At 46.9% G+C, this 14890-nt stretch carries 12 protein-coding genes; 6 read left to right on the forward strand and 6 right to left on the reverse strand.

Annotated features, from left to right (window positions below):
• Nucleotides 1-89 precede the first annotated feature (89 nt).
• The 4 genes from RGQ30_RS10135 to RGQ30_RS10150 all read left to right on the forward strand — a co-directional run bounded on the left by RGQ30_RS10135 (nt 90) and on the right by RGQ30_RS10150 (nt 2931).
• Nucleotides 90-317 carry a hypothetical protein gene (locus tag RGQ30_RS10135; protein ID WP_008248771.1) on the forward strand — a complete coding sequence of 76 codons (228 nt, stop codon included), beginning with the start codon at nt 90-92 and terminating at the stop codon, nt 315-317.
• Nucleotides 310-1575, forward strand: coding sequence for a tyrosine-type recombinase/integrase (locus RGQ30_RS10140; protein ID WP_130556035.1), 1266 nt, complete (start codon nt 310-312; stop codon nt 1573-1575). Before RGQ30_RS10135 ends, RGQ30_RS10140 begins: the two co-directional genes overlap by 8 nt.
• A complete protein-coding gene (locus RGQ30_RS10145; protein WP_130556034.1) occupies nt 1568-2389 on the forward strand; it encodes a hypothetical protein in 822 nt (273 codons plus the stop codon). Before RGQ30_RS10140 ends, RGQ30_RS10145 begins: the two co-directional genes overlap by 8 nt.
• 119 nt (nt 2390-2508) lie before the next feature.
• The gene (locus RGQ30_RS10150; protein WP_130556033.1) at nt 2509-2931 is read left to right on the forward strand and encodes a hypothetical protein; all 423 of its coding nucleotides are present in this window, start codon (nt 2509-2511) and stop codon (nt 2929-2931) included.
• A 6-nt stretch (nt 2932-2937) separates the two neighbouring features.
• Here the strand turns inward: RGQ30_RS10150 and RGQ30_RS10155 are convergent, their stop codons facing one another.
• The 4 genes from RGQ30_RS10155 to RGQ30_RS10170 form a co-directional block, all read right to left on the reverse strand.
• On the reverse strand, nt 2938-3732 hold the full coding sequence (locus RGQ30_RS10155) for a hypothetical protein (RefSeq protein WP_130556032.1): 795 nt from the start codon (nt 3730-3732) through the stop codon (nt 2938-2940).
• Entirely contained in the window at nt 3732-6431 is a 2700-nt protein-coding gene (locus RGQ30_RS10160; protein ID WP_130556031.1) for a site-specific integrase, read from the reverse strand. The genes RGQ30_RS10155 and RGQ30_RS10160 overlap by 1 nt, the downstream gene beginning before the upstream one ends.
• An 8-nt stretch (nt 6432-6439) precedes the next feature.
• A complete protein-coding gene (locus RGQ30_RS10165; RefSeq protein WP_338284376.1) occupies nt 6440-8386 on the reverse strand; it encodes a hypothetical protein in 1947 nt (648 codons plus the stop codon).
• A 573-nt stretch (nt 8387-8959) separates the two neighbouring features.
• On the reverse strand, nt 8960-9292 hold the full coding sequence (locus RGQ30_RS10170) for an XRE family transcriptional regulator (protein ID WP_130556950.1): 333 nt from the start codon (nt 9290-9292) through the stop codon (nt 8960-8962).
• A 909-nt stretch (nt 9293-10201) separates the two neighbouring features.
• Here RGQ30_RS10170 and RGQ30_RS10175 point away from each other — a divergent pair.
• Nucleotides 10202-10579: a GIY-YIG nuclease family protein gene (locus tag RGQ30_RS10175; RefSeq protein WP_130556029.1), complete on the forward strand. Its 378-nt coding sequence runs from the start codon at nt 10202-10204 to the stop codon at nt 10577-10579.
• Nucleotides 10580-10734: 155 nt separating this feature from the next.
• Here RGQ30_RS10175 and RGQ30_RS10180 read toward each other — a convergent pair whose 3' ends face one another.
• Nucleotides 10735-12525 (reverse strand): CocE/NonD family hydrolase, encoded by a 1791-nt coding sequence (locus tag RGQ30_RS10180; protein ID WP_338284379.1) that lies wholly within the window; start codon nt 12523-12525, stop codon nt 10735-10737.
• A gap of 637 nt (nt 12526-13162) precedes the next feature.
• Complete coding sequence (locus RGQ30_RS10185) at nt 13163-13921, reverse strand: hypothetical protein (RefSeq protein ID WP_130556027.1); 759 nt, start codon at nt 13919-13921, stop codon at nt 13163-13165.
• Between the two features lie 117 nt (nt 13922-14038).
• Here RGQ30_RS10185 and RGQ30_RS10190 point away from each other — a divergent pair, with 117 nt between their 5' ends.
• The gene (locus RGQ30_RS10190) at nt 14039-14878 is read left to right on the forward strand and encodes an SIR2 family NAD-dependent protein deacylase (protein WP_130556026.1); all 840 of its coding nucleotides are present in this window, start codon (nt 14039-14041) and stop codon (nt 14876-14878) included.
• Nucleotides 14879-14890 lie beyond the last annotated feature (12 nt).

Genomic DNA, 14890 nt, shown 5'->3' on the forward strand with positions numbered 1-14890 from the left:
TCGATTTTGGCACTTGCGCGAATGAAGACTTTTGCTAACTTGAATTTACCCCGCTGATCTTTTGCGGGATTTTTCAAGAGAGGAAAAGTATGAGTACAGAGTATCTAACCACCGCCGAACTCGCCGGGCGGCTCAAATACGACGAGCGAACCATCCGTGAAAAACTCATGGATTCTGTGTTGCTCGAAGGCGTGCATTATCTGCGTCCGTTTGGACGTCGCAAGATTCTTTTCATCTGGCAAGCCATTGAAGAGGATTTGAGTAAGGGCACAAAATTCTCCGTGCCCATGGCCAACGGAGGTGTTCTCCATGGCTAGTATTCGCACCCGGAAGCAGACCGGAAAACTGTACCTGGACTTTTACTTTGATGGTGCGCGTTACAGGGAGCAAACCGCCCTGCCCGACACACCAGAGAACCGCACCAAGCTCGGTAAGCTTGCAGACAAACTTGAACGTGAAATTGCCCGAGGTAAATTCAACTACGCCGAGTTCTTTGGCAAACCCGCCAAGGAACCCCGTGTAAAAGCCTCTGATGCGTATCGGCGAGCTGGTGGTTATCAACCTGGCTCTGGCGTACAAACAGCGTGTCAGGCGAATGCGGCTGCAGAGCAGACACCCAATTTCGTGGAGTTCTTGGAAATCTGGCGAAATGAAAACTTCGTGCAGTTTCGGAAGAGCTACCAAAGAACCGTGGAAGACATCTTCAAGGCCCACTTGGTGCCCAAGTTTGGGAATACGAGGGTCGGAGACATTCGACGGGAAGACCTTTTAACCTTTCGCTCAGTCCTCGCCAAAGCACCGGGGCGTAAAGGTTTAACAATGTCTCCCAAGCGGGTTAACGCAATCATGGCTCTGATGAGTCAGATTATGAGTGAAGCCTCCGACCGGTATCACTTTACCAATCCCTACCAAAACATCAAGTCACTTCGGTTGCGTAAACCCGATGTGGAGCCATTTACCTTGCAAGAGGTGAACCTGATCCTGAACACGGTTCGTGAAGACATGCGCAATTACTACATTGTTCGGTTTTTCACAGGCATGCGTACGGGCGAAATCGATGGGCTGAAATGGAAGTACGTCGATTTGGAACGTCGCCAAATTCTGATCCGCTCAACCATTGTGGCGGGTATTGAGGAAGAAGACGGCAAGACCTACGACTCCATTCGGGATATTGAAATCTCGGAAGTCGTGTGCCAGGCCCTGAAAAGACAACGGCTTGTGACGTTTCGTAGGAGTGACTACGTCTTTTGCAACAGCGTAGGCCAACCTCTGGACCACAACAACGTGACCAAGCGGGTTTGGTATCCCCTACTTCGCCACCTTGGGCTAGCACGCAGACGCCCGTACATAACGCGCCACACAGCGGCTACTTTGTGGCTTGCCGCAGGCGAAAACCCTCTTTGGATTGCCAGACAGTTGGGGCACAGCTCAACCGAGATGCTCTACAAGGTCTACGGTCGGTTCGTTCCCAATCTGACGCGCCTGGATGGCTCGGCTTTTGATCGACTGCTGGCCACCAACACCAACATTGGTGAACTGGGCAACGCTTTGCAACTGGAGGTGAAAAATGGGTAAGTCCAGTTTTTTTGGTGAAACAACCACTGCCGTGCAAGGGATTGTCACAGGATCGTGGGTGAGTGAATTTGAACACGATGGACAGGTCAGCTATTGCTTACAAACTGAAATCTACGATTCTTGGCACGTTCATTATTTTCATGTGTACACCTTGGTACCCGCAAAAAGGATAGAAGTGGGACGATTTGTTCTGATTCACCCTTTAGGCAAGAAACGGCACGTTGATCAAGTGTGCGACACCGAGGCGATTTTCAATGAAACCCACTTCGGCATCGAACACAATCCTTTTGATTTCTTGCCCGCAAGGACTAAGGAGCAGCAGAAGACCAAGGGAGTGTTGGTATGGTCCTACTCCCATCTTCCAGCAGAGTTGAAAGAGGTCGTCACACGGGTTATTCATTTAAGAGCGGATCTTTTTGTGTCCTCTCTTGCTAATGCGGGCTTGCTTCAGTTAATCAGCGAAACCAGTGAAAAACACTCGAAACGGGTGCCTTCTCGGATGGCGTCAGAAGATGACGAGATTTCAGTGGAATCGCAGTTAATCCACTGCGCGCCAATTGCGGCTTTTTTGCATACTTTTTGCAAAGCCAACCGAAACTTTTGTACTGGGTGGCCTGAAGGTGTTCGGGCTTCATTCTCCGGGTTTTGGGAGTTCAGCAAGCTGCGTCCTGGCGATGAGAGATTGTTGGAAGACGCGCGGGAACTGATGCTGTTGATTGGACAAATCCTCGAGATGCATGGTTTCCAGAAGGTTCCGGATTTCATTAGAGCCAATGAAAAGTACTTTCTGATGGCTGCTCTTGACCGACACTAGGCCATTTAGGTAGATCCAACAATCCCATGAATACTTGCTTTTCCACGCAGGAAACAGATTCCTGTGTGGATTTTCTCTTTTCAGAAACGGAATTGGGGATAGGCTGAAAAACCCTTTTTATGAGCCTCGGTAATTTCCTGATGGACGATGAGAAACAAATCGCATACTATGAATACTGTTTTTATATACAGCACTCTATCATGCTCTTTGAACTCACCCTGCTCCGTGAACGCGGTAAACGCTTGGAATCACCCTCAGTTATCCACGATGATGCGGTCATCAAAAGTAACCAGGATGGCAAATTCATGTCACTAAGCGTGAGTTCCTACTATGGTGGGCAGAGCCGAGCAGCTGGCCTTTTCGAAGCGAAATTGATGAAGTTCAATACCGAAGAAATTGTATTCCTCGGCTTTGAGCAGGTTGAGGGCCGAGCCTATGTGCAGGAATGGCGATTGACACCTTCTAAGGTGTCATCAACATGGCATGTCGTGAGAAATGAGGAAGTGCAAACGCATCACACGCAGCGACTGATGGATGCCTAGACTCTTTTATTCATCAATTAATCGCTCAAGAAACGCATTTTTCACCTTTCGCTTTCCATTGCGTTCTTGCAGGGTAACCCTACAAACGAATTGAGCAGTTCGCTCACTGAGTAAAAGTTGCTCAAATCGATTGAGGTACTCATCCCCATCATCAAGAAGGTGGGTTTGTCGAAATTGCACCTCAAATTTGCGTCGGTTCACAATCACTGCATTTGTTTTGTTCCAGCGAACTGAATGCACCATAACGGATTGACGACCTTTGAATTCTACCTTCGCCTGGAAACTAAGTTGATGCTCTGTATCCGGACCTTTTGACTCGTGAAGTTTCAAGCTGTGGTTGTTTGCGAAAGACTCCTTCGGCAAGCGTAAGTCAAGCAAGGCACGGAGTACAGAAAGTGCCTGATATTCCTGTGGCGATAAAGATTTGAGCGGCTTGAGCTCCTGAGCTTTTAGCAACATCTCAAGCATCAACGGAAGTCTGTTAAATTCCTCGAGGCAACTTTTTAGAATAGCCTCGAGTTTTTCGCTGCGATGATCATCAAATGGCAATTGGTACTGCTTGGCCGAGATGAGCACTGGTTGATAAAAAACCTCAACGCGTTGAGTATGGGGATTTAATCGAGTTTGTAGTGCACCGGAAATCGCAAGCTCTGGAATCAGGGCAAAAACGGGAGACAGCACCGTACGGACTTTTCTATCAATATCCTCAAAATCATGGCGATGCAGCTCGGGAATAAATTGACGAATCTTCAATGGCCATAACCAATCCAAGGGAACGGCAATTTTTTGATTCGGGGGCATCAAATTTGGCTCCTGTGATGTAGATCCCAAACGGCGACTTGACAGAAAAGTGCTGCCTGCAAGCAAACTCCGATTGCGGCCCTGTTACCAAGATTTGATCTCTTTTCTGTTGCGCCGCTAAACAGCGATTTGTTTTCGCTATTGAACACTTTGGAAGATGGCCGCAAATCCGATTTGTAGATATGAAGCCGAATCTGCTTTCTTCCGCTCCCACTGCTGTAACTTACTCGCGGAGCACTCAAATAGGTATAAGAAAACAGATCAATTGCCTGATCGCTGTCACTTCTAGAAACAAGCTCTCCGACCTCGAAGCTGCATTGCTCGGGTTGTACTCCTGAAGCTTTCAAAAAATCGATGAGTTTTTTAAAACGTGGATCACCTAATGGAAGTGACAGGTTTTTTGATGTGAAGATTTCGCGCAAATAAAAATAGTCTTCATCCCGGTTGAAACTGCCGGCAGTCAACCCGAGCAACATAGATCTAGCAACGTGTCGAAAGCCAAGATTGAACGCTTTATCCAAGTGCGAAAAATAACGCAGAACATCTGGGTTCCATGGAGACGCTGGTTCGAAACGGCCGTGCTGCCCGAGTACCCAATAAATTCGATCAAAGATTTGTCGATCTATGCCAAATTGCTGAATGAGATGAGCCCGATCAATGCCTTCGACGCGTGCGAGTAAACACACCAATTTAAAAATATCGACTGGGATCAAGTCCGCTATCGTCTTCGTCTTAGGCCAGATTTCCTGAAAATCGGGAAATTGAATTGCGGTTTGATCAAAAGCTAATCGCGTTCTGATCGGCTCGTTTCCATAAACCAGCCTTGCATGAGATTGACCGGTGGATAGGCTCCGTGAATTTCCGCGCCGAACTGCCGATTTGTAGGTATTAATGCTTGCGGCACTCAACCATATCCGAAAGTCCCACGATGGCAGGTAATCGCGCGGGATCGAACCCCATAGATTTCTTGCAGCCTGGGCAATTAAATGATCCACGCAGTGTGTATAGGTGGTCCATGATGTGTGATAACTCAAATGACCTAGATCTGCCGTGATCGCAAAAACTGGATTGGGTTGTTCCAGATATCGTGAATGACCACTGAAGAGTTGCCAAAACTCCGAAGTCGCTTTTGCGTGCGAGAGCCAATGAAAACGCGCTGCCAAGTCGCCAGTGGCTAGCTTGAGAATACCGTTCAACTGGGCGACAAAAGCTGATTGCCTGTAAACATCGGCGGTCTCATAGTTTCCCCATATTGATGATTTTTCGTGTGCCTTATCAACTTGGATCCGATACGTCACGAACTCTACTATTAACTCTGCTTGTTCCAAAGGAACCCGCACTGTTCTTACACCTGCCTCGGATTTGCTGGCGCGAATCGTTAGCAAAACTGTGGCTTCCAACTTCGAGATCTGAAAGTCTCTTATCTGCAGTGCCAGAAGTTCACTGATCCTCAATCTGACCAAAATTGAAAGCACGAATGCGATTGAACAGTTGACTGAAAGGGTTCGATCAGGAATCGACCGAGCTTGCCGAACTGCTTCAACAATTTCACCCGGCCAAACGATCTCTGCTTCAATCACGCTGTCATAACTTGGCATCCCAGCCATGTACATCTCGACAGAATGAACTTCCAATAAGTAGGTTTTGAGCACATCGAGGGCAGCATTGAGTTGTTGAGCTGAGCTTCCAGCAATGTCTGACAAAATTGGAATATTGGGCGATTCTACGTGTTGAGTTAAAAATTCATCGATTGATAACTGAGGATTGGCACTTTCAAACAAGTGGCGAAATACCAGTCGAGCATACTGTTCGGTGGTCGACGGTTTAAGCTTTGATTTGTGACGAGAACCGAAGGTGAGTAAATACCGAACCCAATCGGTATAAAGATGGGCCGCTGTATCTTGATCCACCAAAGGTGCGAGTGATGTGTCGATTTGAAGAAGGATTGCATTCGTAGAAACTACCCCCTTCTGGTGCTCTTTTAACCAGTTCAGTAACTGGTGAGCGAACCACCAGCGAGACGTACCGCTTCCAGAATCCCAAAGTTCCTGAGTTTGCTGTTCATTGATTTCATCGGATTCAATTTTTGGCGTGGCATGACTTCGATTGGCGCGATCCAGAACCCTTTTGTCGAGACAGGTGTAATCGATAAAACCCACGATTGACGCGAAGATCAGTGGCGGCAGGTACTGCCTGATGAAAAGCGCATACCCTCCAACAAAACTTTCCCCACTACCCTCACCCCAAAACCATTTATCAATAATCGCGAGTGTTTTCTGGACATCAATTTTTAAGCCAGCTAGATCATCTTGATGCTTCCTGATCAGTCGACACGTGGCTTCACTCAGGAGAATATTGATGACCGAGCTGTCCTCGAGCTCTAAGGAAATTAAACCGGCATCGATGTATTGCTCGAGAGAAATTGCTGGGATGGCCCGAACTGCCTTTTCCAGAAGATCAAGACGGAGGACCAGATCGTTAACAATCAAGCTCACCAGCAAGCGTTCGGCAACCCCAAGGGGTTGAAGCTTTCTTTGCCTGAAGCTTTTCCAACGCTCAATGAATTGTCGTTGAACAAATACCTTCTCTGGCTCAATACTGACAATCAGATCGCGTAGACCATTTAAATCTGATCGCAGATAACCACGGACTAACGGTGTCTTGTACCTGTTGGTGCTAATGTCATTTAGCTTTTTCATCGTCGACCTCAAGCTTCGATACCGCTAATTGGAATGATACTGAGCCTTTTAAAAAGTCCCTCTGCGCGATGAACCACGTTTGAAGATGCGTGGTCGGGTGACAGATGAACGCCGGCGTTGTTGGCAGAAAGGAAAATCGAACCATGACGTGAAACCTTGCTCTTTTCCACTCGGCTTAAACCCGCCAGCGCAGATTGAATCAGGTGCCGACCAAAATTTGGTGGTAGATCAAAACCAAGTTCACGAAGTGCGCTATTGATGTCAGCCGATCCGATGGGATGAAGCCCCTTGCGTGTGATGCGAAAAAGTAGTGCTTCGGGAGAGTCGACCCCTACGACACGGGAGATGCCCTGAGCGATTGAGTCAGAACATTCCAAATTACGGGCCTTAACACTGAGTTGCGTGAGATGTTTGATGTAAAAATCAAGCTGTATTTTTAGTGTTTGGCCGAAAGGTACTTCGGAAAACTCCGTCACATCGTGGCTTTCTTTGTCGTTAAGCGCCAGATAATCTGTACCTAGCGAGCATCGCCTCACCGGGTATTCCAGCGCTGGCCTCAACGCGAAACCAATCGAGCACAGGAATGCCACAGTGATGACATACGCGTTGTGATACTCCACAACCTCCATCCAATTGTCGGACCTTTTTGGTCTTAGATTCTCAACCTTGGTTACCAATGCTGACCAAGCGTTCGCCACCACTGCCTCCTCCACATGGGCCAATGAACCAAAGCCCAAAGTTGAGTTAGCGTGAGGTGCTGTCATCGCGACACCAAACGATTCGAGAACCGAGCAGAACAGCTGAACAGCGTCCCGTTGCTCGACTTTTTGGTAATAAGCTGGTCCGCGGGATAGCAATCGCGGATCAGAAAATGCGAATGCTGCAAGTACGTCATCACCGTATCGAAGCGCGCCTTCGATACCTAATCGATTTCGTAAATCCGTAAGTTCAGGAAATTCGCGATTGATTGCGTTTTCAGAAACTCCGAGCAGATCACCCAAGTTTTTCGCTTCGGGATTTGCCACTAGAGCCTTTTCCAGTGGATCTTTTAATACTTGGGCCAGCGGCCTTGCTAGATACCACTCCGCGGCTGATCCCGCAGGGGCAGGAGATACTCGACCTTTTGGCAAGAATAGCGAGCGATTGGTGTGGACAACGTAATCTTTAATAGAAAGCCAGTGAAAGGCTCCTGGTTGAGGCCAACAAGGTAGGGCTGGCAAGAGGAAGGGCGGACAGTTCAAGTGAAGCGAAAGCAGTTCACAAATGGCAGTGCCATCGCCATGCCCCACCCGCTCCTGAATATGCGAACAAGCCTCGATTAGCCTCTCTTTTGAAAACCGTGAATGGGTCAGCAATAACCTTTTTCTTTGCAGATCATGGATATCAAACAGGCGGGTGAAATGCGCCTGTAATTGGTCATACAAGGAGCGCGTTTTGCCTTCGACTAAATAGTGCAGAGTTTTCAACGACTGAAGCTTGGCCCTTTCGATAGCCTTCTGAACTTGAAAATCTCCACGAAACGAGAGATTAGTGAGAGGGTCACGGTTTACATGCTTACTCAGTACTTGGATGAGCGTTTTGGGGTGGTAATCGCCTAGGAACATTGCTACCAGTACCAGCGCAAGTCCAAGCCTCTCCGCGTCAATTACCCTGTTGTAAGCAAGTAAACAGGAGTACTGACCATCCTTGGGAACTAGTTTGATTGCGCTATTTTTCGACTGAAGTTGCTCTAGGCGCGACTTGTTCTTGATCAAAAGGCAGATTGCCTCATCAAGCTTAAGAAAGGCTCTCACCTCCGTCGAGACCAACTGACAGGCACTCAGTAGGTTTTCGATACCAAGATCCAGATCGGCGGCCCCATAGGGAAGTCCGAAAACCTTTATGAAACGTGAGAATTCAGGCTCAGCGATTAGCTGATCAATTGACTCGTCTGCGAAAACCCTTGAATTGTCCATTTGCATTCCCTGCTGCCCGAAGGTCGTGAAAGGGAATGTTTTCACAGATTGGAAAATAGTGTTTTAGCTAAAAGTGCCTTTTTTTGGCACTTTCAGTACTAAAGTGTTTTTCACCACAAGTTAAATGAAGATTTGTCGCAGCAAAAAATGTAAGGGGAGTATGACAAAAGTTGGGCGACTCACTTTTACTGGTTATTTGCCTAACTTATTCTGCGCATTACTCTCGTATCAAACCTCAAGGACCAACCAAAGACCATAACCAAAATGCATGGAAATACTAGAAACAAAACTCCGAAAAGGCTAAGTTCAGACTTGAAAACAAAGAAGTACCAGCAGAGTGCTCCAAGGGTCCAAATAACTCCCATCTTATGCAAGACACCATAAATCAGTATTTCTTTTTTTGTGAGTTCATCTTTCTTGCTAGTTGGCACTTGCATCATTTCTATCTCTCCAAATATTAACCGGGAGTTGTCCACGATAGGCGGGGTAGTCCAAAACCGTCCTTCGAACTGACTATGAAAGTCGGGGCGATTCACATGGGTTGTTCGGATGCCTATTCCAGATCGTTAGGAATTAGCGAATTGACAGAACGATATTTTTTCCAGTTCTTGCAAGCATATCAACAAGTGAATCAATGGTGAATTTTGTAGATTTTCCATTAACTACATCGGATACGCGAGGGCGGGACACTCCGAGGATTTGAGCAGCTTCCACTTGTTTTAACTGGTTCTCATCAATCCACTTCGCCAGTTCTCCCATCAGGGAGTTTTTGATTATCAATTTCTCAGAAATGATTCGCTGGGAGTCAGCTTTCAGTGCAGCGGACTGCCCTGGACCGAACCCCAAATCGGCAAATAAATTATCGCCTACCGGAGTTACATGTACTGATTTGGTCTCAATTTTCATTTTGAATTCCTTTCCACCAAAGCTGCCTTGTACCCAGTCCATGTTGTGTCTTTCCTCTTCCATGTAGTGGTTGATGCTTTTTCTTAAAAGATAAAGCACCTAAAAGCCACCAGGAACTTGGCAACGTGCGTGACTCCAAACCACCCATTTTCAATCGATAGTTGGAATTTTATTAGTTCATAGACCTAAAGGGCGAATAGCTTCCAATCTTCCGTGTCGGGTCCTAATTTAAGCAGGCTAAGCTGATGACCAGCTTCTGCTCCAGCCCGATCTGTACAGACAGCTTTTTTGATCGCGGTAGGGGACCTCGCCAGAAGATAGGCTTTTCATTCATTGGAGCGCATGATCCTCTGGGAAGTGTATCAAATTTTATACAGAGCGTCAGGCGGTCTGAATTGCCCACGATAAGCGGATTAGGCCACGTTGAAGACCGAACGGAATCAGTGGCGAGCCGAGGCACTTGTGCGATTGATTCTAGACAGAGTCCCACAATTTAGTTTTCGTTACGTTCCTACCCTTCACCCAAATTTATTGAACTTGTCAGCAGCACTTTGGAAGATGAATGCTCAGATCAGACCAGATGTGTAACAAAAGCGTACCCTTTCTCATTTTAATCAAGGAAAAATCTTTGCTCATCACATGCAAAAGCTGGTCATGATCCCTGCGGTTTTTGCTTCGTAAATTGAATATTCCAATTTATAGAACCCTTGACTTTCCATATTTTTAAACCAATGGATATAAAAGGTTTCTGTGGTTTAAAAGAGTGAAAATCTAACGGATTGATGGCTAAATAAATTTAAAAAGTAAATTAACACTTCCTACCCATTTATGAGCATACACTGGGTCGGTACTTCTCTTACTTTGGTTAAGAAAACCTTAGCCCGATCAGCTTGAATCTAGGAATTAAGTATGCTCAAGGACATCGGGTTGCCCAAGGGCAACGACACTCAAGAAAAGTATTGGCTTTACATGTTGTCCAACAGTAAGCCAAATGGCCCGCTGTATCTGGGCGAAACGTTGTGCCTCTACTCCAGAATGAAGGAGCACCATGCTGGAACTCGCCGGGATTTTGCCCACTATCACCGAATGGAGCGGCTCATCTATTTTGAAGTGTGGAATGATTACGAAAAGTATTTGGCGCGCATGAGGCGAGTCCGAAACTGGCCCAGAGATATGCGCCTACTGTTGATTGAATCACTTAACCCGGGATGGATCGATTTGTGGCCTCAACTCGTGGAAGACCAAAGCAACTCGAACATTCAGCTAGAGCTAAAGTGCCAGCAATAGATTTCGTAACCGTTGCTAAAAAAGACGAGGTCGTCGGCTCGGTAAATTGGACTCATCCAAGCCCTTGCTTCTAATTTTTTCTATTTGCTTGTTGACATCCCTGGCCCGATGACTTGTCAGCCAACAAGAAATCGGGGTAACGCCCATTCAATCGACTAATTTCGCAATGTCTCGATAGGGACAACCGGCAACACGACTTTTGACTGGTGCTTGTCACTATTCAGCACTGTGATCACCCCGGCCAGACCGTTGAGTAATTGTGGAACTGGCTGCAAACCCTGTGGCAAATTGCTGGAATTGATAGAAATCTGCAACTGCTGACCCTTTGGGATCATCGCTGCTGTTGAAAAAATTTCGACCGGCAGCAACATGGGTTCACCTGGAACAACGGGAAGTACAGCCGACTTCGTAAAGGGATGCCAAGGTTGTATTCTCAGACCATTCATAAACCTGGACTTCTTGTCATCAACCGCACGGTGCGATGCAGTTAGCAGGCCATTACTTATGGCTTGCGAGCGTCCTGTTGCAGGGTCAAAACTTGAAATTCGAACAGATAACGCGGCCTCGCGAGCCGAGGAAGTAATCCAGATATCGGCCGCGATAGGGCCATTGATATACATGTCTTCTTCCAGGACGGGCGTCCTGAAATTGGCAGAAGGGATTTGATTAAAGGTGTCTTCTGTGTTGCATGGATTCGGAAAGAATCCAAGAGCACCCGCTGTCCATTGATTAGTAGATGCTGAACACAAGCCAAATAAAGGAGCCTGTAATACCTTGCTGCTAGGTTCTGTAGACTCCGCTGGCGCTTCTTTCAAAAATTTGTCACCCCGCAAAAAATATTCAACAGCCTTGACCTGTGGGTGAGGCCAATCGCTTGATGTCTCATATTTATCGTGCCCCAACACGTACTGGGTGACATTGGGTAATTTTTCAGCCTGTACGTCCATACCTTTGAGGTACTGATCAAACCACATCAATTGAATCTGCTCCAAAGGTGGAACACCATCCTTGGGAAGGCCATCGGTTGGAATCCCCGCTGTTTCAATGTGTGTCCAGGGTCCAATCAGTAGCTTTGTTGTGGTTTGGTCTTTCAATTGCTCAAACCACATTGGCTCGCTGCGCTGAAACAGATCACGCAATCCCCCCACTACAAAGGTTGGGACCTTGATGTTACCCGCCTGCTCAAGAGGAGAGCGAGTCTTCCAGAAGTCGCCATCGAAAACAGTTTCCTCATCACCAAGGGCTGCTTTTAAAATCGTTGGCACCTGAAACTGGGTTAGGCCATTTAACAGGTGAGAAATCATAAGCTCTACACCAGCAACAGGATCTGTCTGCAAGGTATCCAAGGGTGTAACACCCAGACCTGTGATTAATCCCATCCAAAGCGGGATGAAGGTGATGTTGACTTGGCCACCTGTAAATACGATATCTCGATATCCATCTCCGATCGGCACGATGGGAAAAGCTGCTTTGACTGCAGGATGATTTTGCGCAGCCGTCAGAATAGCGGTGATGCCCAAGTATGAAACACCATACACACCCACAGATTGATTGCTCCAGGACTGACTTATTACCCAGTCCACCACTTCAGAGTAATCAGCCTGCTCTTTCTCACCGAAAGCATCCCACACGCCTTGGGAGTGCCCGGTGCCTCGAACATCCACAACAACCGTTGCATAGCCTCTTTTCACCATAAAGGGGTTGGCTCCACCGAGCTCAGGTACAAAAGTGCCAACCGCCTTGTTGTAAGAAGTTTGAATCAAAATCGTTGGGAACTTCCCTGCAGCAGGCTGGCCTGTTGTATCGGCCGGTAGTGTCACGGTGTACGCTAGCTCGACGCCGTCCCGCATGCGGATAAAACCTTTGGGCAGCACCACTGTCGATGGAAAATCTTCAGCCCGCTCATAACTTTTCCAAACATTGTCATTTTGTTGAATGACATTCATCTGGAGGGCATCTCCAGACCTTGAACCCAGTGTGCTCACCTGCCGAGTCAGTTCACTTGGTGAGGTGGGCCCGCCATCAACTTGAGATGTGGACGAGTCTGAATCAGATGTGCAAGCGAAGAGCAATCCACATGAGGCGATCAATAGAGCCTGTAGCACACGTACTGAACTTTGCATGATTTGTCTCGTGAATTTGTCAGTGAATTTCTGACATTTTTTATATTTTCAAATATTACCAGCAAGTAACAATAATGTGCAATAGCTGTAATGTTCATAAAAGACCACAGATTTTTCGATCAATAAAACTGACCAATCACGTTTGTAGACTTATGAATTTAATAAGATTTTTAGAAAAACTATTCGTCAGTTGAATTTGAAACGAATTCCTCGAATACAAAAATTCGGGAGAGTCACTCGAACTTCAAAAATATTTCACTTAAGACGCGAAGCTGAAATGTCGGCGTTTTACCGACATAGGAGCGTGTTACAACCGAACCCACAGTGATTCGCGTCACGTTAAGGTCAGTCCAGAGGTGTTTCAAGCAGTCTCAAAATGAGACTCTGGTTTGTCAATGAAAGACGGGGTAGTCCAAAATCTGCAGTTCGGCATTCAACAACTCGACCTTCAGGTCACCCATTAAAATTCGCTATCGTAAACAGTCAGTTCACTTCTCGGAACGTCAATCCTGAGAAACTGCATCAAAGCAGAAATTTTCTCTTCGTCGGCCACATACTTGGTCGCATCCCAGTACTGCTCATCTTCTGAAAACCTATGATCATGGCGTGGATAATTCATCACGATAGTGTGTTTATCGCCGTTGTAGAAAATGCCATTGGGTGCGCTATCTCTAAGTTGCTCCATTGGTGTACCCAGTAGCTCGGATATTCTGAACAACATATCCTCTGAACTGAGGAAGTTCGAATACCCTTTTATGGAATCTTCTCCGGTTGGTAGCAATGCCACAAGCCCATGACCAGGAGTATCCGCCCAACAAGTTCTTTCGCCTAGAGCAGATTTACCGTTCCACAACACATAGCGATCCATGTTGCTTCTCCAGTCTTCGAATCGCTTTTCGACCAAGCGCCAATAAGGGTGCTTACTCCATCCAGATTGAAAAAGATGTACCTGTTTGTCATGGAGTACTGCACTTTTTAGTGCTGGCCCACCTTCAATCCAACCACTGTACTCAGAAGGACCTAAAACCACCCAATCCACATGGGGCATGAACTTTGCCAACCAGGCTTCCAAGGATAATTTTTCTGCTTTGATCAAACGTTTCCAGCCATCATCGCCAAGTTGTGAATATTCGTCGTAACTGATGTCGAAATCGATTTGAAAAAAACTCGTTTGCTTTTCGCGAAACCAAGCTTCGGGGGTGCTAATGATATGGGGCATATTTGGATTTTCTCAGAGTGTTGTGAATAACTCATCAGACATTGTGAACACCAGTGCGACATAAAGCGTCGTACGACAGTCTATGTTTGGACATAACACAATACGAATAAAGCACTCATGCAAGAAGACCAGGAATTACAAATCAAGATAGAGAAAGCTGCTCGTTTGATTAAAGATGCAGACGCCATAATTGTGATGGCTGGCGCTGGCATGGGCGTGGATTCAGGGCTTCCTGACTTTAGAGGTGACGAAGGCTTTTGGGCAGCCTACCCGGCCTTGGCCCGTGCAGGCCTGGACTTTCGCGAAATAGCAACTCCCGATCAGTTTGTGGAACACCCTAGACGAGCCTGGGGTTTTTATGGACATCGGCTGACTATGTACAGAAATACCACTCCCCACGAAGGCTTCAAAATACTCAAGGGGTGGTGCGAGTCCAAACCAGGTGGATACTTTGTCTACACCAGCAACGTGGATGGACAATTTCAAAAAGCAGGATTTTCAGAGTCGAAGATTGCCGAGTGCCATGGCACCATCCACCGGCTTCAATGCCTGGAAAACTGCAAGGGACGCACTTGGTCTTCCTACTGTGAAGAACCAGAAATCGACGAAGAAAACTGCCTGTTAACCAGCGATATCCCAAAGTGCCCAGCCTGTGGTGGCGTGGCCAGACCCAATATCTTGATGTTTGACGACATGATGTGGGACAGCGAAAGAAGCATGGGGCAAACAATGTCGTTTCGAACGTGGCTGGAAGACAAAATTGAGAAGGACGTAAACACAGTTGTTATAGAGCTTGGGGCTGGTACAGGTATACCGCGGTTGCGTATGTTGGCTGATCAGCTACCGATGCCGCTGGTGCGGATTAATTTGAGGGAGAGTGATGTTTCTCACAAGAAAATCAATTCGGTTGGACTAGCAATGGGGGCGCTAGCTGCTTGTCGGATATTGGACATTTAAAAGGGATAGACG

Origin of the sequence: Limnobacter thiooxidans, from assembly GCF_036323495.1 — a bacterium.
GTDB classification, from domain to species: Bacteria; Pseudomonadota; Gammaproteobacteria; order Burkholderiales; family Burkholderiaceae_B; genus Limnobacter; species Limnobacter thiooxidans.